At 37.4% G+C, this 20,307-nt stretch carries 20 protein-coding genes; 18 read left to right on the forward strand and 2 right to left on the reverse strand.

The window, feature by feature from the left end; genetic code table 11:
* Nucleotides 1-434 precede the first annotated feature (434 nt).
* The 7 genes from AC6F8J_RS02275 to nagB all read left to right on the forward strand — a co-directional run bounded on the left by AC6F8J_RS02275 (nt 435) and on the right by nagB (nt 6,555).
* Complete coding sequence (locus tag AC6F8J_RS02275) at nt 435-845, forward strand: hypothetical protein (RefSeq protein ID WP_500720620.1); 411 nt, start codon at nt 435-437, stop codon at nt 843-845.
* A gap of 306 nt (nt 846-1,151) precedes the next feature.
* A complete protein-coding gene (locus tag AC6F8J_RS02280; protein WP_275842293.1) occupies nt 1,152-1,424 on the forward strand; it encodes an HPr family phosphocarrier protein in 273 nt (90 codons plus the stop codon).
* A 185-nt stretch (nt 1,425-1,609) separates the two neighbouring features.
* Nucleotides 1,610-2,452: a PRD domain-containing protein gene (locus AC6F8J_RS02285; protein WP_500720621.1), complete on the forward strand. Its 843-nt coding sequence runs from the start codon at nt 1,610-1,612 to the stop codon at nt 2,450-2,452.
* Between the two features lie 141 nt (nt 2,453-2,593).
* Entirely contained in the window at nt 2,594-3,994 is a 1,401-nt protein-coding gene (gene nagE / locus AC6F8J_RS02290; protein WP_500720623.1) for an N-acetylglucosamine-specific PTS transporter subunit IIBC, read from the forward strand.
* Nucleotides 3,995-4,097: 103 nt separating this feature from the next.
* Complete coding sequence (locus AC6F8J_RS02295) at nt 4,098-4,568, forward strand: glucose PTS transporter subunit IIA (RefSeq protein ID WP_500720625.1); 471 nt, start codon at nt 4,098-4,100, stop codon at nt 4,566-4,568.
* 96 nt (nt 4,569-4,664) lie between these two features.
* The gene (gene nagA / locus AC6F8J_RS02300) at nt 4,665-5,807 is read left to right on the forward strand and encodes an N-acetylglucosamine-6-phosphate deacetylase (protein ID WP_500720627.1); all 1,143 of its coding nucleotides are present in this window, start codon (nt 4,665-4,667) and stop codon (nt 5,805-5,807) included.
* 4 nt (nt 5,808-5,811) lie between these two features.
* A complete protein-coding gene (gene nagB, locus AC6F8J_RS02305; RefSeq protein WP_500720654.1) occupies nt 5,812-6,555 on the forward strand; it encodes a glucosamine-6-phosphate deaminase in 744 nt (247 codons plus the stop codon).
* A 103-nt stretch (nt 6,556-6,658) separates the two neighbouring features.
* Here nagB and AC6F8J_RS02310 read toward each other — a convergent pair whose 3' ends face one another.
* Entirely contained in the window at nt 6,659-6,985 is a 327-nt protein-coding gene (locus AC6F8J_RS02310; protein WP_500720629.1) for a cupin domain-containing protein, read from the reverse strand.
* A gap of 379 nt (nt 6,986-7,364) precedes the next feature.
* Between AC6F8J_RS02310 and AC6F8J_RS02315 the strand changes: the two genes are divergently transcribed.
* Both AC6F8J_RS02315 and AC6F8J_RS02320 read left to right on the forward strand, forming a co-directional pair.
* Nucleotides 7,365-7,517: a hypothetical protein gene (locus AC6F8J_RS02315; RefSeq protein WP_500720630.1), complete on the forward strand. Its 153-nt coding sequence runs from the start codon at nt 7,365-7,367 to the stop codon at nt 7,515-7,517.
* Between the two features lie 206 nt (nt 7,518-7,723).
* Nucleotides 7,724-8,314 (forward strand): GNAT family N-acetyltransferase, encoded by a 591-nt coding sequence (locus AC6F8J_RS02320; RefSeq protein WP_500720633.1) that lies wholly within the window; start codon nt 7,724-7,726, stop codon nt 8,312-8,314.
* Between the two features lie 108 nt (nt 8,315-8,422).
* Here the strand turns inward: AC6F8J_RS02320 and AC6F8J_RS02325 are convergent, their stop codons facing one another.
* Nucleotides 8,423-9,229 carry a protease complex subunit PrcB family protein gene (locus AC6F8J_RS02325; protein WP_500720635.1) on the reverse strand — a complete coding sequence of 269 codons (807 nt, stop codon included), beginning with the start codon at nt 9,227-9,229 and terminating at the stop codon, nt 8,423-8,425.
* Between the two features lie 350 nt (nt 9,230-9,579).
* Between AC6F8J_RS02325 and AC6F8J_RS02330 the strand changes: the two genes are divergently transcribed.
* The 9 genes from AC6F8J_RS02330 to AC6F8J_RS02370 form a co-directional block, all read left to right on the forward strand.
* Nucleotides 9,580-11,085, forward strand: a complete 1,506-nt coding sequence (locus AC6F8J_RS02330) for a methyl-accepting chemotaxis protein (RefSeq protein WP_500720636.1) — start codon at nt 9,580-9,582, stop codon at nt 11,083-11,085.
* Nucleotides 11,086-11,611: 526 nt separating this feature from the next.
* On the forward strand, nt 11,612-12,712 hold the full coding sequence (locus AC6F8J_RS02335) for a hypothetical protein (RefSeq protein WP_500720638.1): 1,101 nt from the start codon (nt 11,612-11,614) through the stop codon (nt 12,710-12,712).
* A gap of 277 nt (nt 12,713-12,989) precedes the next feature.
* Nucleotides 12,990-13,604 carry a sigma factor gene (locus AC6F8J_RS02340; protein ID WP_500720640.1) on the forward strand — a complete coding sequence of 205 codons (615 nt, stop codon included), beginning with the start codon at nt 12,990-12,992 and terminating at the stop codon, nt 13,602-13,604.
* Between the two features lie 4 nt (nt 13,605-13,608).
* Nucleotides 13,609-14,982 (forward strand): anti-sigma-I factor RsgI family protein, encoded by a 1,374-nt coding sequence (locus AC6F8J_RS02345; protein WP_500720642.1) that lies wholly within the window; start codon nt 13,609-13,611, stop codon nt 14,980-14,982.
* Nucleotides 14,983-15,492: 510 nt separating this feature from the next.
* Complete coding sequence (locus tag AC6F8J_RS02350) at nt 15,493-17,181, forward strand: ATPase, T2SS/T4P/T4SS family (protein ID WP_500720644.1); 1,689 nt, start codon at nt 15,493-15,495, stop codon at nt 17,179-17,181.
* Between the two features lie 14 nt (nt 17,182-17,195).
* Nucleotides 17,196-18,251 (forward strand): PilT/PilU family type 4a pilus ATPase, encoded by a 1,056-nt coding sequence (locus AC6F8J_RS02355; RefSeq protein ID WP_500720646.1) that lies wholly within the window; start codon nt 17,196-17,198, stop codon nt 18,249-18,251.
* 18 nt (nt 18,252-18,269) lie between these two features.
* Nucleotides 18,270-19,472, forward strand: a complete 1,203-nt coding sequence (locus tag AC6F8J_RS02360) for a type II secretion system F family protein (RefSeq protein WP_500720648.1) — start codon at nt 18,270-18,272, stop codon at nt 19,470-19,472.
* Nucleotides 19,473-19,523: 51 nt separating this feature from the next.
* Nucleotides 19,524-19,904, forward strand: a complete 381-nt coding sequence (locus tag AC6F8J_RS02365) for a prepilin-type N-terminal cleavage/methylation domain-containing protein (RefSeq protein WP_500720650.1) — start codon at nt 19,524-19,526, stop codon at nt 19,902-19,904.
* An 82-nt stretch (nt 19,905-19,986) separates the two neighbouring features.
* On the forward strand, nt 19,987-20,307 hold a 321-nt coding region (locus AC6F8J_RS02370), incomplete at its 3' end, for a hypothetical protein (RefSeq protein WP_500720652.1).

Raw genomic sequence — 20,307 nt, forward strand, 5'->3', positions numbered from 1 at the left:
GTCAGTATTTGTGACGAATTTATTCAAAATTCAGTCACGAATATTTTTTCAATTTTTTTGCCAGTTGTTAAATTCCTGGTGTTTTACAAAATTAATGGCTGGTTAGGTCGGAAGGCAACTTAATCAGCATACACTAATTATAGTTATATCAATTATAGCTTTAGCTTTTATTGGAATAAAACTTATTATTAGAAATAATTATGATCTCAGAATAGTAACGGATGATAGGTCTACCTTCTTTATATTTAGTTCTTCACAAAAAGAATATTATTTAGTTAATTCTTCATTAGGTAAAGTAAAAACAAAACCATTTGATATTAATTCTAGCGAAATAACGGATGCTCAGTTAAAGCAAATCAAGGAAATTGAAGGAATAGACAGTAAATTTTCGATTAGCGGAAGAGATGATTATCTACCTTATAAAGTATTCTTTTATGAAAACAATATTTTTTATACAAGATACAGTGGCGTATGGGATCCTTCTACTGTCTCAGAGGAGGATCGGAAAGATTTTCGTGAATATATATAAGTATGATTTAGACACAAAAGAATTAGAACAGATAAAAGTTCAATTACACTTTGGTGCTAGAGATGTGAGTGTTAAAAGAGAAGCATTAATATATATATATCCTCAAGTCAAACATGCTATATTAGAGAAAATAGGTAAAGGATTTGATTATAATGACATATATTATGGTAATGGAAGAATTCTTTTTACCACATATGACTCTTCTTCAAGAAAAGGAACGAGAGAATACTTATTTGAATATATACCAGCGAAAAATGAAACAAGAAAAATTTTATTTACAACAGATAGTATTAAGGATGTTGATGTAATGAAGTAAAGTAGACTAATTTCACCAGCTTTGTTCGTTAGTTTGTCTTAGTTGACAAAATTAGAAGGGTCATGCTAATATAAAACCATAGAAGGCGTGTTACTGTTTAATCAGGCATAAACCAAATCCACTTTGGTTTATGCCTTTTATAATAAGAATAACCACTTGGCGTGTTACTGATTTTTTCAGGCATGAGCCACCAATCTTTAGGATTGTCAGGCTTATGCCTTTCATATCATATTTGAACCTAATAACCTGATATCTAGAAATATCAGATCTAAGGACAAGGATGCTAAGAAAAAGGAGAAATCAGTTATGATTGAAAAGAAATTTGTACTAGAAACAGAAGAAGGCCTACATGCAAGACCTGCCAGTATGTTGGCAAAAGCGACCATGAAATACAAATGTGATATTAAGCTTTTTAAGGACAAGGATAAAACCAACGCCTATCAACCTAAGAGTATTCTGTCTTTGATGAGTGTGGGTGCCGGAAAAGGTGAATATCTGACTTTTGTTACCGAGGGTGATGACGAAGGAGAAGCGATGCGCTCAATAGAGAATCTTTTTGCTTCAAATTTTCAAGGATAGTAAAGACAGTTGTAATATTGCACAAGTAAATATATAATTAAATGCTTTATTTGGTAAAAACTATTGACAGATATTATAAGACCATGATAGGATACTCTTATACAAAGCAATAAGGTGTGTTACTGTTTAATCAGGCATAAACCAAAAGGAATAATTTTGGCTTATGCCTTTTAAGTTGGTGAAATATGAAATGTGAAATACTAAAAATAATGAATAACAACGTCATATGGGTTCTAGATGCCAAGAATAAGGCTGAAACGGTACTGATTGGCAAAGGTATCGGCTTTGGTGTCAAGTCGGGACAGCAGGTTGAGATATCAGAAAAGGTCATTGATAAGGTTTTTATCACTTATGATCAGAAGACGATGAAGGACTACATTGCCTTGGCTGAAAGCATCGATTCAACAATTATGGAAGTCTGTACAGAGATCATTATTTATGCAGAAAAGAAGCTTGGTAAGCTCAGTCATCGAGTTTATCCGGTACTGACGGATCACATTGCTTTTGCCCTTGAGAGATTAAAGAGCCAAATGGTGATAGAAAACCCTTTTCTTATGGAAATCAAAGGTATCTATCAAGATGAATATGAAATAGGCTTAAAAGCTCAAGATATGATTCTTAAAAAAATCGGTATTGATATCACAGAAGATGAAGTAGGCTTTATAGCTCTTCATATCAACGCTGCTAGAGAGAACAAAGACGTCAAAGAAATCATGAAAAACACAAGGTTGATTAAGATGGTGGTTGACAACATTGAAGAAGCTTTAGATTACAAGGTGGATATGGATTCTTTTACCTATCAGCGACTGGTAAGTCATATCAAAGGCAGTATTGAACGCTCAAGATTGGGTAAGACAATTACCAATCCCTTACTGGAGAGCATTAAGTTGGAATTTGCAAAAACCTATGCGATCGCTGCTAAGATTAGGGCAACCATTGAGCGGGAGTTGTCCATTAAGATTACAGATGATGAAGTCGGATACATGGCCATTCATATTGCGAGAATCAGTAAAAAAGCAGAGTTATAGTATCATTTATTGGACCACTTAATATAGACCATAAAGTAGCGTGTAACTGAGAAAATCAGGCATAAGCTAATTCAATCATAATGATGGATTAGTTTATGCTTTTTTTTTATACTTTATCTAAATCATGAAGGAGGAAGATTTATGTTTACAAATGTATTTGGAAAGTTCCAAAAGTTAGGGAAGGCATTAATGACACCGATTGCAGTTTTACCCATAGCAGCCATACTGCTTAGACTTGGTGCGGGGGTCCCAGGTATTGAGGGTATGTTTGCAGATATTATTCTAAAAGCAGGTGCCGGTGTTTTTGATAACTTGGCGATCTTGTTTGCCATTGGTATAGCTTTTGGTTTAGCAAAAGGCAATCATGGTGCTGCAGCCCTTGCGGGTGCTGTTGGTTACTTCGTGACCACCAATGTTTATACGGTCATCAATCCGGATGTTAATGCGGGTGTTTTTGTCGGTATAGTGGTAGGTATTATGGCAGGAATGTTGTATAATAAGTTTCATGATATACAATTGCCGGAGTTTCTTGGTTTTTTTGGCGGCAAGCGTTTTGTTCCTATCATTACATCCGTTGCATCCATATTTTTAGGTCTGGTTTTTGGATACGTATGGCCCTTTATTCAAAACGGATTAGATACCTTCGGTAATTTAATCGTGACTTCAGGCGCTATTGGTCAATTTTTATACGGTTTCTTAAATCGTCTCCTTATTCCTACAGGCTTACACCATGTACTAAACACCATTTTCTGGTTCACTCATGGTGAATTCACCAATGCAGCAGGGGAGGTCATTCGAGGCGATTTATTCCGATTCTTAGCAGGTGACCCAACCGCAGGTGTCTTTATGACAGGTTTCTTCCCAGTTATGATGTTTGGTTTACCGGCAGCAGCCCTTGCTATGTATACAACTGCCAAAAAAGAATATAAGACGGCTGTTGGTGGTGCACTGTTTAGTGTGGCTTTAACCGCTTTTCTAACAGGGATTACTGAACCGATTGAATTTATGTTTCTTTTCTTAGCACCTGGATTGTATTTTATTCATGCGGTATTAACGGGTGTTGCTTTGGTTATTACCAATATGTTGGGTATTTTACACGGATTTGGATTCTCAGCCGGCCTCTTTGACTATGTGATTAACTTTAATTTGGCATCCAAACCGGTATTACTCATATTTGTAGGCTTGGGCTTTGGTGTGGTTTATTATCTGGTATTTGTTTTTGCTATTCGTAAGTTTGATTTATCCACACCGGGACGTGTAGATGAATCCGGTGAAGGTGTTGCGGATCTCATAGAAGAAAAAGGATTATCAGGACTAGCAGCAGAGTATCTTCTTGCCATAGGTGGTAAAGGTAATGTGGTTGAAGTGGATGCTTGTATCACCAGACTTAGATTAACACTAAAAGATAGCAGCATCGTTTCAGAAGATATGGTCAAAACACTGGGTGCATCCGGTGTGATTCGACCCAATAATAAAAATGTTCAGATTGTTGTAGGTACAAAAGCTGAAATCATTGCAGATGAAATGAAGAAATTATTATAACCAAGTATGAACACAAAACTTCCCAATTAATTAAGTTAAGAAATAACAATGCGCTTGGAGTGGGACACTCTACTCCAAGCGCATTATCAAAAGGAGAACGCCCATGTTTCAATTTATGAAGAAGAAAATAGAATTATTTGCACCGGCAAAATGTCAGGTTATACCAATCCACGAAGTGGAGGACGCGGTTTTTTCTCAAAAAGTGGTTGGTGACGGGTGTGCAATCCTTCCTTATGAGGACATGATTTGTTCACCGGTTAATGGGGAAATAACCCTTGTTTTTAGAACCAATCACGCCATTGGTATTAAAAGTGAAGAAGGCATTGAGCTTTTAATTCATATTGGTATTGATACGGTGGAATTAAAAGGCGAAGGTTTTGAGAACCAGGTAAAATTAGGCGACCGGGTTAAAGTCGGAACGCCTCTTAGTAAAATCGATCGGGATTTTATTACAGCTCAAGGAAAAAGTCTACAGACCCCTATTGTCATCACCAATGATTATAAAGTCGTTGAAGTTGAAAAAGGTGATAAAAATGTAGGTGCACTTATAATGAAGGTTATTAAGAACAACTAAAAAAGTAATCGGGCAGTAAAGGGTTACTTAAACATAAGCGGTATTTTTATATATAGATTAAGAAGGTTAGTATGAAGTATAGAAAGAAGGTATAAAATGAAAGGAATTAAGGGTGGACGTATATACCACCAAGGCATATTCTATGAAGATTATGTGGTTTTATTTGAAGAAGAAATTAACTTGGTTGCCCAAAGCAACCAAATCAATCATAGAGAAGATGTGGATTGGATTGATGCCGGAGGACATTATGTCATACCGGGACTCATAGATGTCCATATTCATGGCTACAAAGGTCATGATGTAATGGACGGTGATGAAGCTGGTTTAAAGGCTATTGCAAAGGGTATTACAGAAAATGGTGTCACCAGTTTTTTACCAACAACCATGACTATGGAGACAGCATATATTGAAGTGGCCATTAAAAACATCAAAAAAGTAATGCTTCAGCCGGTAGAGGGTGCTGAAATCCTAGGCGTCCATATGGAGGGTCCTTATATAAGTAAGACTTACAAAGGGGCTCAGTCTGAAAAAGCCATCTGCTTACCGGATCAAGATTTTGTAGAAAAATATAAGGATGTCATCAAAGTCATAACCATGGCACCTGAACGAGAAGGTTCAAAAGCTTTTATAGAAGCATTGAGTTCGGATATAAATATATCCCTTGGACATACAGGTGCGACCTATGAACAAGCAACGGAAGCAATTAAATCAGGCGCAAAGAGTGTAACCCATTTATTTAACGCCATGACAGGTTTACATCATAGAGAACCGGGTCTAGTAGGTGCTGCACTTGCTACGGATTGTTATGCTGAGCTCATAGCAGACGAGATTCATGTCCATCCTAGCCTTTTTCAAGTGATTGCCAAGATTAAAGGCTTGGAAAGATTGCTACTTGTGACAGATTGTATGTGTGGTGGTGGCTTGCCAGAAGGTGAGTATGAACTTGGGGGGCAAAAAGTCAGTGTAAAAGATGGCACTTGTACCTTAGAAGATGGTACCTTAGCAGGGAGTGTTCTTAAGTTGAATGAAGCCCTTGGCAATTTTGATAAGAATGTGACAGAGGAACTTGAAAAGCTATTACCTTTGGTTACCCACAATCAAGCAACCTATCTGGGGATATCCGATAAAAAGGGTAGCATAGATGTGGGTAAAGATGCCGATCTGGTTATCATGGACCGAGCCTTTACCATACAGTCCACCTTTGTGAAAGGAAGAAAAGTATATGAAATACAGGCATAAAGGCATGTCCATTCTGATTACTGAGAATTATGAAGAAATGAGCAAAAAAGCCGCGTTATTGGTAGCCGCTCAAGTGACCTTACGTCCGGATAGCGTTCTCGGGTTGGCGACAGGATCCACACCAGAAGGCATGTACAAAGAATTAGTATCTATGTACGGCCAAGGTGAGATTGATTTTTCTGAAGTGAAGACCTTTAATCTAGATGAGTATTATCCTATTGAATGGCATAATCCAAAGAGCTATGCTTATTATATGAAAAAGAATCTATTTGATCATATTAATATCAACCCACAAGAAGTCCATATCCCAAATGGAACAGCAAGAAATGTTGAAGCTTCTTGTGAGGATTATGACAAAAGGATTGAGGCAGCCGGTGGCATCGATCTTCAGGTTCTGGGCATTGGTAATAATGGGCACATCGGTTTTAATGAGCCGGACATACATTTTGAAGCAGGTACCCATTTAGTTGAACTAGATGAGGAAACAATAGAAGCCAATGCCAGGTTTTTCAGTCAGATTGAAGACGTACCAAAACGCGCCATCAGCATGGGGATTAGGACCATCATGCATTCCAAGAAAATTGTATTGCTGGCCAGTGGTGTCAGTAAAGCCAAAGTCATCAAAGAGATGCTCTTTGGTGAAGTAACACCGAATTTACCGGCATCCATTTTGCTGCTTCATAACGATGTGACCCTCATACTGGATAAAGAAGCTGCAGCTTCTATCATAAAGCATTTGGCAACATAAAAACTTTGACTAAAAAAGGTACATGTAGATAGGAAACTCAAAAGATGAGTTCTTATTTACAGGTACCTTTTATCTTAGATGTATGCTGTTCTTATAATACACATTATAGAATAAATTCATCTCGAATGGGTGTGAATACATCAAGTATTGCGCCATCTTCTAAAGCGACGACACCATGAACCACACCTGGATTTGCTAAATAAGAATCACCGGCTTCAACGATTGTGGTTTCACCGCCACAGGTGAGTTCAAACTTACCGGATAAGATATAGCCGACTTGATCATGAATCTCGTGGCTATGAGGGTCACCAATACCACCTTTTTTAAAATCAAAACGAATCATCATCATCTTATCATTATGTACCATCAAGGTACGTGTTACCAGGTCACTTAGAAGGGTTACTTTTGCATTATTTTCCTTAATTACCATGGTTTCTCCTTTATCTCTTCATACTCAGGTTTTGACTAAGGGTATCTAGAAATTAATTCTATCATTAAACCTAGGAAGCGTCCATGAAAAAGTTAAGCCAAAGCGTTGTTACATATGCTATAGAATGGTAGTAGGTCAAATCATTCAGGAACTTTAATCCAATGAATGCGTCCGATAACTAAACAAGAAAAGAAGCTTCGCTTCATTATGAGCGCTGCTCATATTTCTGAACGGTTCGACAGGAAAGGTCTTTGACGTATTCTGCACACTTTTAGGCTGAATACTAAAGTATGACTTTCCTAGAGAATAAAATATCGGACAAGGAGCATAGCATGAATACAAATCAAAAATATTAGTATTTTTTGGGGCTATACTACTTATGGGGTCGTCTGATTTTGACATGCAGGGCGCAACTGTTTTTGAGGATGCTGATGGTCTTAAGGAAAAAGACCCGTATTATGTATATTTATTAATCAGGCAGACGAAGCCGTGTACCTTGGTAAGAAAAATGGAAGAAATCAATGTCGACTAGCAAAAAGATAGGCACTTGGTATATAATATGCCGTGTGGACAGATGCATAAGGCTTTACTATAGACACGATCACTTAGAGGTAGTATAATTTTCTAATAATAAGAAATACAATAATCGAGGCGTAGTATAATGCGAATAATTCGCTTTGCTTCATGCTCATAAAGAAGAGAGAGGCTCCAGATACGTATGCTGGAGGTAATATAAAAATGGAATATGTAATCAGGAAAATACACTCTGATGAAACAGGACGACTTGAAGACTTTTTGTATGAAGCTATTTTTCAAAAAAGTAATAGGCATCCTTTGCCAAAAAAGGTCATTTATGATCCTTCTTTAAAGATTTTTTTTGAGAATTTTGGCAGAAAGGATGACCATTGTCTCATGGCAGAAGTAGAAGGCAAGGTGGTTGGTGCTGTATGGACGCGGGTGTTTCCGGATAAAGACAAGGGATTCGCAAAAATGGAAGCAACACCGGAGCTTGCAATATCATTGTACAAGCCTTATAGGAAAAAAGGTCTTGGAAAAGCCCTTATGGAACAAATGCTACAGTTATTAGATTCACTTGGTTATGAGAAGGTTGCCTTATCAGTACAAAAAGAAAATCCGGCAATAAAATTGTATGATAAACTCGGTTTTGAAGTCGTGAAGGAGTTAGATGAGGAATACTTGATGGTGTATTATTTTGAGGCAAACACATATGAATTATCTGGTATAGAAGATGTTGACTTAGACTTTATTGAGGCTATGGGGGCAAAAATTGAGAAAAACAATCTTTCAGAAGAAGAAAGAAAAATATAAAAAACAAGCACGCTAAAAGGAAGTCCTTTTTATTAGGGACTTCCTTTTAGTATACTCTTAGAAGGTTAGACACTGCTATAATCAATATGAGTACCAAAGAGATAAGGTTTACTCGCTCTCAGTGGTTTCATCGTTGATGTCATCAAAAAAGTTACCGTCATAGTCTTGAACGAGGATCTGATTACCATGATCCTTTGAGTAACGGATGATTTGGTAGGGGTAGCTTATGGCCTGTGTGACCATATCATCTTTATTCGGTAAGGTTTCACTTACGGTAATCAGGACCTGATCGTCAATTTTAACCACATCCGAGACATAGATATCATAGCCACCGGTATTTTTCTCGCCGGAGCCGATATAAACATAATAATCATCTTCATCTTCACGTATAAGTCCAAAGCCTCTAAGAGACTTAATGAATTCAATGCTAGGCTCTTCTTCGGTAACAACTTCGTACTCGATTTGTTCACCTTCCGTAGTTGCCTTTCCAGGTAATAGGACCATAGTAAGGGTATTGGCATAAGCCTGAACGGGATAAGATTCGGCAACAGGACCTTCGAAGTTGGCTTTGACAGTCATACCCACGATGAGATCCTCTATATCAGCTTCTTCTTGGTCAGCATAGACTTTTGTATTATGATCTATGCGTATGCTGGCCTTATCATAATGGGTATCTGGGGTTAATTCACCTTCCACTAGGATATTTACTTGATCACTTGAAGCTTCCAAAGAAGTAATGATACCGATGATATCATAGTTTTTTTTCAAGGGTTCTTCAGAATCAGATATCTGATTATTTGCATTCTCATCTACAGAATTAGGATCAGCATTGTCATCTGAATCATTGGATGTATTGCATCCAAACAAAAATAATGCCATTAGTAAAAGGGTTATTAGTAAAATGAATTTTTTCATAATATGAGCTCCATTTCTTTTATCACGTTTTATACTTTTCTAATAAGTTTCACTAATACTTTTGACGAAATAGGAAGAAAAAAGTTGCCTATTTATAAGCTGAAATCAAAAATATAAGGAGAATGAAGGATTAGAGAAAATTTGACATGACAAATTACCTATAACAATGGTACAATAAACATAAGAATAATCGAATATTTATAGAGATTTACAGGTGTTTTCTGAAGTGACGATACATAAACAATAGAAGTCTGGTTAAAAGGTCAATACCATTTGGTTAATATGCCCTTAACAATGCTTGTCGGGTGTTAATGAAAACATGTTTTGATTCTAAGATGATGGGGGTATTTATGGACTTTATTTTAAAGAAAGCTAATTTTTATGCACTTATTTTATCTTTTTCTCTGTATTTTTTACTCTTGGTAGGTTTTATCATTGAGTATCTCAAAGGAAACAGAAGTCTGCTTTTCATTCTTTTTCTTTTTGCATTGCTGTTGGTGACCTATGGCGCATCCATAGGCATTTACATAAAAAACAAAGGATCGGTGTTGATTCGATATCTTTTGGCAGGGAGCTTTCTTATACCCTATGGCATATCCATTATAAGTAGTACATCGATGGTTACCTTCACATTTATTCTGCCTATTTTTGTTATTGCTTTTATGTTTTTTGACAGGAAGCTTATAGCACTTCTAGCTATTGTAAGTGGCATCTTAAGCATAGTTTTTGTTGTACGGGCCATTAATCTGAATTTGCATAATGGGAATACAACCAGTTTGGTTGTTATGATTATCGTTATGCTTGGTTTCATCATAGCCGGTATGATGGTTGGTACAGTGAACCATCAAATGGTTAGAGATATCAATATTTTCTTAGATAATGAGCATAAGAATATGGACATGAAACAGGCCATTGCCAACCATCTGGAAGAAATCATGGCAACTTTGACAAAAACCGCCAATGAGTTGGCAAATCATAGTCAAAAGTCTTCGCGTGTAGCGGATGAAATAGCCATTACCATCGGTGAAATAGCCGTAGGGGCTGGTGAGCAAGCCAAGGATACCATTGAAGGCGCAAGTCATATTGAAGAACTAGGACGGAATATTGAAAAGGAACAAACCAATACCATAGACCTGAAAGAATCAACAGATCAAATAAACAGCTTGAAGGATGACGGAATAGTAATACTAGAGGATTTAATTGAAAAAACAAGGATGAGCGCAGAAGCCACTAAAAACATAAGCGAGACAATCATACAGACCAATGAAAGTGCCCAAGAGATCGCAAATGCCAGCGATATGATCAAAAACATTGCCAATCAGACAAATCTATTGGCTTTAAATGCAGCCATAGAAGCGGCAAGGGCTGGTGAATCAGGAAAAGGTTTTGCTGTTGTAGCAGATGAGATTCGTAAGCTTGCAGAACAATCTGATGGGTTTACAGAAGAGATTGCCAGAATCATCAATCACTTGATTGAAAAGACATCCGGAGCGGTTAAAACAGTTGAAGCATTAACGGAAGCGGTGACACTTCAAAACACATCTGTAGATCGGACCAACCAGATATACCAAGGCATCTCAGAAGCTATTGATAATATGAAGGTGGACATATCAGAGATGATCTTATCCTGCCAAGCTATGGTAGATCGAAAAAATGAAATCATAGGGACCATTGATAGTTTATCAGCCATATCTCAGGAAAATGCGGCAGGTACAGAAGAAGTATCAGCCTCCATTCAAGAGCAAACCGCATTCATGGAGATTATCGCCAATATTAGCCAAGAATTGGTCAAGGTGACGGATGAAATGGCATCGACGATTATAGCTTTTAAGACACCAATGCATAAGCAGAATTAAATATTTAGTGCATTATAAATGATGCTACATAATTTTTGACACCAATCATAGAACAAGCTTTTCTAATATAAATAGCCCCAAAAAGGCTATCTATACTTATAGAACAGCTTGTTTTTTATTTAAGAATGGTTAAGGCGTCAAAACGATATAGTTGAACTTTCATATACAAGATATGGTTATGAATGCATCAACAAAAAAATTTTATGCATAGTAAAAGACTTATAATTCAGACACTAAATAATATTTCTACTAGAATATTAATGACAAGACATTAAACTTAATGGTATAATAATAAGAACAAATGTTATATTATTATAAAATAGCAATTGTATTATACAAATGATTTATATGAAAAACAAATAATTACCAATAAAATCCAAAAATGTAAATCATTGTAAATAACAAAGTGGAGGTGATGATAAGATAAGAAGCATATAAAGAAAAAGGAAAAAAGATGTCACCAAAATTGTTAAGTACATTAGTAGGAAAATAAAAATAGGGGAATAATAGTTGAGAAGGAGAACTTATGAAAAAGATACTCTTAATACTTGTGATGTGTTGTTTTATTGTTTTAAGTGGGTGCATGAGTAAAAAAATTAACTTAATGGATTATACGGATGTTGTATATAAAGGTGTTGACACAAGAGGGTATGCAGAGTTGGTCATACAATGGAATAGCCTTCAAGATACAATTAATGGCGATGGTGAAACGGTAATGGACTATTTAAGGGAATATGAATTATTAAGAACCATATCATATAAGCTTGATAAAGAAGAGGATTTATCAAATGGTGATATTATTAAAGTTACAGTAGAATGGGATCCGGAAGTGACTAAAAAGTATGGCGTTAAGTTTGTAGGAAAAGAAAAAGAAATAAAGGTAGAAGGATTAAAAGAAGCTATTGCCGTAGATTTATTTGAAGAGGTCCATCTTGAGTACAGTGGTATTGCGCCTGAAGCCAGTTTAACCATTCGAAACGCATCTTCAGATGCATTTTTAAAAACAGTAGAATATACTGCAGATCATACCCATGATTTGTCAAATGGTGATGTAGTAAAAGTTTCCGCAAGACTATTAGAAAAAAAGGCGATGGATTTAGGTTATTTGATAGAAGAAAGAGAAAAAGAATATGAGGTTACAGGCGTAGATGCTTATATTACTGAATATAGTGAAATAGACAAGGCATCATTAGAAGCAATGGAGGCTCAAGCACTTGACCTTATTGACGCAAGGTTAGCGACAAAGCATGATTATAACAGAATGATGTATCCTAATAGAATTTTTAGTTCTGCAGACATTAATACAGTTAATGTCATTGAAAAAGTGTTGCAAAACACTTATTTATGTGTACTTAAGAAAGGTATGCCAAAAAGTTATAATGATGTCAACAATTCTATTTTTATGGTTTATAGGGTTACTTTAACAGATGAAGACTTAGTGTCGCCAACCACAATCTTTATTCCGATTTATTACAAAGATATTATATTACGTTCCAACTATAAGATTGATGTTAATATTGCTCAAGGGAAGATACTTAGTAACCATGATAGAGAATTTGATAACGTCTATAGATCCATTGTGACTGCAAATAAAGATAAATACTTTATTGAAGAAATCAATCATTAATCGGTAGTTAAGTTAATAGCATATGCATTTATAAATCAAGCTTTTCTATAATATATAGTATTTAATGGCTATTCTTATAGGAAAGCTTGATTTTTGTATTAAAGTTACATTACATTGCCCTAAGGGTAAAAAAAGAGTACCAAAAAAATTAAAAGGATTCGAATTTTATATAAATGAGTATTTAGCTACATCTCTTTAACATTTTTTGTAGGCCACATTTATGGTATAATCTATCTAATAGAGATAAGATACCTTATGAGTTGAAAGTGGTGGAGAGATGGTCTACAAGGACAGGGATAAGTTTATAGAAGATAATATACCTTTTATAGTAAAAACAATCGCTGGGGTTACCAAGCGCTATGTTGAAGTTGAAAACAGTGAAGAATTAGGCATAGCTCTAGAAGCCTTCAATAATCTATTAGATACATACGACGAAGAAAAAGGTCATTTTTACAGTTATGCAAAAGCGGTCATCAAAAATAAATTGATTGATCATATTAGAAAGCAAGCCAGAGTGACAGTCGTAAGTATTGAGGAGCATCATGCGATTAAAGACGATTTGGATAATGAAACCATTGTGCGACAGGAACTCATACGTTATAAAGAAATCCTAAATAGACATGGTATCAGCTATGAATTGTTGGCATCTCATAAGCCGGTTCACAAGAACACAAAAGACATGGTTTTTGAATTGGCACTTATAATTTCGAAAAACACTCAAATGGTACAACATCTTATTGAAAAGAAGAGATTACCTATAACACAAATCAGTAAGGATTATGGTGCATCTGTTCGCTTTATAAAAAGCCACAAATATACAATTACGGCCATAATCTTGGCTCACGAGTATAAGATTCAATGCGTTATGGATTATTTTGATCATGAAAGGTGATACCATGAAAATAGAGACCACAAAACCAGAGACGATAAGACCAGAGAAAATAAAAACAGGATTCATTTTAGAAATCAAAAAGACCCATGCCACCCTGCTATCGGAGGGTATGGAATTTTTCTGTGTGCGATTAAAAGAAGACATGGCGGTTGGTCAGACCATCTATTTTTTTGAGGAAGACATTTACAGTCCGAGTAGAATTAAGTTTAAGAATATTTTGGTGTATGCTGCGTCTTTATGCTTTATGCTTACCCTTTTGTACAGTGCAACCCATGTGGTTCGTATTGGACAGCAGATTCCCATAAGCTATGGAATCGTCACCTTAGATATTAATCCAAGTGTGGAGATTCATATCGACGAGACAGGAGAAGTACTAAGGCTTATACCCTTAAATAAAGATGGAAGAAAAATCCTATTAGAAGAATACAAAGGAATGGTTTTGGAGGAAGTTCTAGATATTCTGACCGAAAATGCAGTAAATACCGGTTTCCTTCTAGAAGATGGTGCGATTATGCTAACTTATACAGTGGTGAATCAAGAAGTTAAGAATAGACCTGAAATGAGCATGGATGATAAAGACCTTCATGAGGATGAAAATTATAGGCGCTTAGAAACATATATGGAGAAAAGAAGAAACCATTACAAATTTCTTTTTGCAAAAGGCACTGAAGAAGGTATAAAAGCGGCCAAATCTCAAGGTCTTTCCCTTGGTAAATACAATTTATTAAATTATGTAAGTGAAGAGATCAGTCTGGAAGAAATAAAAGAAATGTCTATAAAAGAGATTTATGACATTATTGAGGAGACAGATTTCAAGCAGAATAACAAAAATAATCTCATCTTTAATAGGCAGGACAACAAGTCTCAAGGTCCTCCTGACCATAGTAATGCCAATGAACAAGGTCGAAAAAGTGCATCAGGTCTTAACCCACAATCAACTTTTGAAGAGGAATCCCAGAACGAACCACAAAACAAATCTGATAATACTAACAATAATAAAAAAGATAAAGACAATTCAGCACCCAATATCCATAGTAATGAAAGCAGCATCAAGGATAAGGAGACCTCAAGTAATAATCATCCTAATATAGAAAAAATCAATGAGCGTGACAAGAATCAGCAAATAGAAAAAGAAGCAGATAAAAAAGCAAAAGAGGAAGTAAAAATAAATGTAAAAGAAATAAAAGAAGCAGAAAAAGAATTACCCAGCAGTGAAGAGGTAAAACCCTACAACAATATGGACAATCAAGAGGATATAACCTTAGAGGAAGTTAAGGAAGCAGAATCTGAGAAGAGTAAAAATAAAGACTTTGAAACAAGGAATGCCAACTCAGATAAGTCCGAAACAAAGTCTAATCCAGGTAATAGTAAAAAATAAGATATTTTAATACCAAGAACTCTAATTTTATGTTATCAAGAAGGCTAACCCCTTCTCCCATCCAAAAGAGGCTCTCACATAACCCCCTCTTTTGGATTTTTTTATTTTTTTACAAAAATAGAAAAAAATAAAAAACATGTCTCAAAATAGTACCAAAAACCTATATAAGTATCGTATTGTATAATGTAGTTTAAATTACATTTTTAGCAATCTGACAAAGACTAAGAACATAAAAAGAATCTTTGCGGTAAATATGTAACCACATACTTAGGGTTATAATTAAAAAGTTATTTAGAAGAGAATAAAGAGGCTATGACTCGCTTTGCAAAGCAAATCATAGACTTTCCTAGAAGATGAAAAAGGTGAGATGGTCGTGAGGCCAAGGATCAAAGCGAGAATCTTAAGTAAGAAATTCAGCTGCCATAGCTTTTTTAGTGGTGGCTTTTTATATTTCTTATAAGGATATTATGGCGGAAGTGAGACCGCCGGTTTTGGATACAGGGAGATAGGGTGATTGATGTGGCAGGAGAAATGAGAAGACTTGGTGAGATTCTTGTGGATACAGGTGTCATAAATAAAGAAGATTTGTTTAGAGCCCTTAAGATCCAACAAGAGCGAAAAGAACTTCTTGGTAAGATTCTAATAGACGAAGGCATCATTACAGAACGACAGATGGTCGAGGTGCTGGAGTTTCAATATGGTATCCCCAGGGTACAACTTAATACTTATGAAATCGACGAAGATGTCACCCATTTAATCAGTGCAAAAATGGCGAGACGTTATGTTTTAATACCCATTCATCTGGATGATCGTACTTTAAGTGTGGCCATGGCAGATCCGTTAAACCTTTTTGCCTTAGATGACATTAAGCTAGCAACGGGCTATCAAGTCAAGCCCTTACTGGCATCTGAAAAAGAGATTCTTATTGCCATTGAGCAATATTATAAGAAAAAATCAGCAGACGATACGGTAAGTGAGTTTTCTAATAAGTTTGATAGCTTAATTGACGAACATGATATTGATTTTGATGCCATATCTGAAGTCAACAACGCACCGGTTGTAAAGCTGATTGACTCAATTATTATACAGGCCGCTGACAGCAAAGTCAGTGACATTCATATTGAGCCGGATGAGTACAACTTAAGGGTTCGATTTCGTATTGACGGTGAGCTTTATGAACATATGCAATTACAGAAAAAATCGCAGCCAGCCATCATCACACGAATCAAAATCATGGGTTATATGGACATCGGAGAGAACCGTGTACCACAAGATGGTAGGGTGGAGATGGATTATGACGGTAGGGCCATTGACCTTCGGATCTCCGTTATGCCCACCATCTATGGTGAAAAAGCGGTAATCCGGCTCTTGGATCGAAGCAATAAACTGTTGACCATGACAGAGCTTGGTATTACGGAATACAACTTAAAAAGATATGGGAAAGTCATAAAGGTCCCTAATGGTATTATTTTGGTAACAGGACCGACAGGAAGCGGCAAATCCACAACCTTGTATGCCACTCTAATGGAAATCAATGACCCCAAGAAAAACATCATCACCGTTGAAGACCCTGTGGAATATCGTATAAGAGGGATCAATCAGACCCAAGTAAACAATAAAGCCGGCTTAACCTTTGCCAATAGCTTAAGAGCCATACTAAGACAGGACCCGGACACGATTATGATTGGGGAAATACGTGATAAGGAAACCGCTCAGATTGCGGTAAGAGCGGCCATCACCGGCCACTTAGTCTTATCCACCTTGCATACCAACGATACAGCCTCATCCATAGCCAGACTAATTAATATGGGTATTGAGCCCTATTTGATTGCAAGTTCTGTCAAAGGACTGGTAGCCCAGCGGTTGGTCAAGAAAATCTGTGCCAACTGCAAAGTGGATTATGAGATTACCGAACATGAAGCCAAGTTGATTGGTGTAGGCTGGATCAAGCTCCATAAAGGAGAAGGTTGTAACCTGTGCAACCACACCGGTTATAGAGGCAGAACCGCTATCTATGAAGTGATGCCCATAACCAGCGTAATTCGTGCCATGATTGATAGCAATACCAGTATTGATGTGATAAAGGAAGAAGCCATAAAAGAAGGACTGACGACCTTGTATCAAAGTTGTTTGGACCTTGTATTAAGCGGTACGACCACCATAGATGAGCTCTTAAAGCTGACCAGTGGTGTGGATTAAGGGGAGGATAAGGAATGGATATACAAGCTGTACTAGAAGAAGGTCTAAGAAGAAGCGCCTCAGATGTTCATTTGAAAGTAGGTTCACCACCCATACTCAGAGTTAATGGGGACTTGTTGCCCATTGGAGAAGAAATACTAACCGGAGAGAACACCTATCAACTCCTAAAGTCCATGCTCTCCATAAGTCAGTTTGAGACACTGGAAAGCCGTGGAGAGTTTGACTTTTCCTATTCAGTGTCTGGGATTGGCAGATATAGGGTCAACGGCTATCGGCAAAGAGACAGTTATTGTTTGGCCATGCGTATGGTTAACTTCGAGATTCCCACTTTGGAATCCTTAGGTATTCCAAGTAGTGTGGAAGCTCTGACAGAATTAAAAAATGGCCTGGTTCTTATAACAGGGCCAACAGGGAGTGGGAAGTCCACAACCTTAGCGGCTATGATAGAGAGAATCAACCAGACCAGAAGAACCCATATACTCACTTTGGAAGACCCTATAGAGTATTTGTTCCATAACAAGAAAAGCATCATCGGACAGAGAGAAATCGGTTCTGATTCCCATAGCTTCAAAGATGCCCTAAGAGCCACACTACGACAAGATCCGGATATTATTCTGGTCGGTGAGATGCGCGACCTAGAAACCATTGAGATTGCCCTTACGGCAGCAGAAACCGGCCATCTGGTTCTAAGCACCTTACATACAGTAGGAGCCCCAAAAACCATTGACCGTATCATCGACGTCTTTCCTCAAAACAGCAAAGACCAGATTCGGGTTCAAGTAGCTTCAGTCCTTCAAGGGGTCGTATCTCAGCAATTATTGCCCATTAAGTCGGGTATGGGTCGGGTACCGGCATGCGAGGTTCTCATACCAACCATGGCCATAAGAAACCTGATTCGTGAGAAGAAGAACCATCAGATTATCAACGCCATTCAGACAGGACGGCATCTTGGTATGATGACCATGGACCATTCTTTGAGGGATCTCTATAGGCAAGGGTTGATTTCAAGAGAAGTGGCCATCGAATATGCCTTTGATAAAGAAGAACTCATTAAGACCTTAGTACATTAGATTGAGGGGAGGTGCATTATGGAATATCGATACAAAGCCATGAAAGCCAGTGGTGAGATGACAGAAGGTGTCTTTATGGCAGACTCCAGACATGGGGTCATCGAGATGCTAAAAAGTAACAACAGTTATCCGGTCCTCATTGAAGAGAAAGTCAAGATTGGAACTCAGGAAATCAACTTTACAAGAAGTGTCAGTGCCAGAGATCTATCCTTCTTCTGCCGCCAACTCCATGCCATGTTAAAAGCCGGTAGCACCATCACCAAGACCCTAGACATCATGAAGCGGCAAGTTAAGAACAAACGCCTTAAAGCAGCCCTAATGGAGATCTACAACGATGTCCAAAAAGGTACAGTCTTGTCTCTGAGTATGAAGAAGTTCCCTAGGATCTTCCCGGAGCTTATGGTCTACATGGTGGAATCCGGTGAGCTGTCCGGTACCTTGGAGATTATATTTTTAAGACTCTCTGTTTATTTTGAAAAAGAAGGGAAGTTAAAAAGCAAGATTCGCTCAGCCATGGTCTATCCAATCATTTTATTAGTTATGTCCTTATTGGTGGTAGCCTTCTTGGTAACCTTCATACTTCCTACTTTTGTAAAGATGTTTGAACGTTCAACGGTTGAACTGCCGGGGCTGACGAAGACCCTACTAGGTGCAAGTGAGTTTGCTAGACACAATGGCATTGCTTTGCTCCTTGTAATAGTAGCCCTTCTTCTGATCGGCTATCAATATATTAATTCTGAGAAAGGGCGAAGAAACATTGACCGGCTTAAGCTTAGCCTACCCCTTCTTAAGGATCTGAACACCAAGATCATAACAGCAAGGTTCACCAGAAATCTGTCCACCATGTTGGCCAGTGGTGTTCCTATGCTGACGGCCCTAAAAAACTTGTCTGACATCATCAGTAACAAAATAGTCTCAGAAGCTATTCTTGGTTTTCGAGAGGAAGTTCAAAAAGGCAATGAACTCCATCTTGTGGTCCGAGAAAGCCACCTCTTTCCACCCATGGTGGACGGTATGATTGAGATTGGAAAGGAGTCTGGTACACTCGACGATATCTTAGATAAGACAGCGGATTACTATGATGACGAAGTAGAGAACGCTCTACAGCGTATGGTGGCCATGTTTGAACCTATGATGATTCTTTTCTTGGCCTTCATCGTCGGCTTCATCGTCATCGCAATGGCACTACCCATGTTTGATATGTTCAAAACCATATCTTAAAATGACCACAAGAACTGTAATACCAATCAGTTATATTAGGAGGAGAAAGTTATGATGAAAAAATTATGGAAAAATCAAAAAGGTTTCACACTGATGGAGATCATCATCGTTATTGTAATACTAGGCATCTTAGCCATGATCGCCATCCCAAGATTAATCGGTTTCACATCACAAGCAGAGATTGCCAGTGATAAGGAATACGCAGCGGTAGCAGCAAGAGCAGCGGAATTATATTGGGCAGCAAATGATAAACCAGTTGATGTTGATATTGATGACATAATTGATGCGGATATGATAGATGATCATGCAACTGCATTGCAATTTTATGATTCTGCAACAGTGTCAGTTGATGCTAACGGAATAGCAACTGCATCATTACTTGAAGGTGCTGTTGTAGCTGTAACCTATAATAGTGTAAATGGATATAATTAATGGATTAATATTTAATAGTCTATAAGTATAAATGTAGCAATGGGTTGCCTTGCAACCCATTGCATACTTGGAGGTGTGTGGGATGGGTAACAACCTAAAGAAAATGAATAAGAACATCATCGCCTTAGAACTTGGGACCAACACCATGAAGTTGGTCATCGGAGACGTGAAGAAGGATGAGTTGATCATTCGGAAAGTGATCCAGAGTCCCATGCCAAATGCCCTCTACGCCAATGGGGAGATAATGGACATGGAAGGCCTTAGTGCCAACTTGAAACATCTGATTAAGAACAATAAGATTCATGAGAAGAAGTGTTTTTGCTGTATCGAGAGCGGACAAATTATAACAAGAGACGTGTCCGTGCCCAGCAGTAATAAGGACACCTTACAAGATATGGCCAAA

This window comes from Petrocella sp. (genome assembly GCF_059865615.1).

Bases quoted from the DNA above. Each gene is read 5' to 3' on its own strand.
- AC6F8J_RS02275 (WP_500720620.1), top strand. From the start codon at position 435: ATGAAAACAATATTTTTTATACAAGATACAGTGGCGTATGGGATCCTT.
- AC6F8J_RS02280 (WP_275842293.1), top strand. From the start codon at position 1,152: ATGATTGAAAAGAAATTTGTACTAGAAACAGAAGAAGGCCTACATGCA.
- AC6F8J_RS02285 (WP_500720621.1), top strand. From the start codon at position 1,610: ATGAAATGTGAAATACTAAAAATAATGAATAACAACGTCATATGGGTT.
- nagE (WP_500720623.1), top strand. From the start codon at position 2,594: ATGTTTACAAATGTATTTGGAAAGTTCCAAAAGTTAGGGAAGGCATTA.
- AC6F8J_RS02295 (WP_500720625.1), top strand. From the start codon at position 4,098: ATGTTTCAATTTATGAAGAAGAAAATAGAATTATTTGCACCGGCAAAA.
- nagA (WP_500720627.1), top strand. From the start codon at position 4,665: ATGAAAGGAATTAAGGGTGGACGTATATACCACCAAGGCATATTCTAT.
- nagB (WP_500720654.1), top strand. From the start codon at position 5,812: ATGTCCATTCTGATTACTGAGAATTATGAAGAAATGAGCAAAAAAGCC.
- AC6F8J_RS02310 (WP_500720629.1), bottom strand. From the start codon at position 6,985: ATGGTAATTAAGGAAAATAATGCAAAAGTAACCCTTCTAAGTGACCTG.
- AC6F8J_RS02315 (WP_500720630.1), top strand. From the start codon at position 7,365: ATGGGGTCGTCTGATTTTGACATGCAGGGCGCAACTGTTTTTGAGGAT.
- AC6F8J_RS02320 (WP_500720633.1), top strand. From the start codon at position 7,724: ATGGAATATGTAATCAGGAAAATACACTCTGATGAAACAGGACGACTT.
- AC6F8J_RS02325 (WP_500720635.1), bottom strand. From the start codon at position 9,229: ATGAAAAAATTCATTTTACTAATAACCCTTTTACTAATGGCATTATTT.
- AC6F8J_RS02330 (WP_500720636.1), top strand. From the start codon at position 9,580: ATGGACTTTATTTTAAAGAAAGCTAATTTTTATGCACTTATTTTATCT.
- AC6F8J_RS02335 (WP_500720638.1), top strand. From the start codon at position 11,612: ATGAAAAAGATACTCTTAATACTTGTGATGTGTTGTTTTATTGTTTTA.
- AC6F8J_RS02340 (WP_500720640.1), top strand. From the start codon at position 12,990: ATGGTCTACAAGGACAGGGATAAGTTTATAGAAGATAATATACCTTTT.
- AC6F8J_RS02345 (WP_500720642.1), top strand. From the start codon at position 13,609: ATGAAAATAGAGACCACAAAACCAGAGACGATAAGACCAGAGAAAATA.
- AC6F8J_RS02355 (WP_500720646.1), top strand. From the start codon at position 17,196: ATGGATATACAAGCTGTACTAGAAGAAGGTCTAAGAAGAAGCGCCTCA.
- AC6F8J_RS02360 (WP_500720648.1), top strand. From the start codon at position 18,270: ATGGAATATCGATACAAAGCCATGAAAGCCAGTGGTGAGATGACAGAA.
- AC6F8J_RS02365 (WP_500720650.1), top strand. From the start codon at position 19,524: ATGATGAAAAAATTATGGAAAAATCAAAAAGGTTTCACACTGATGGAG.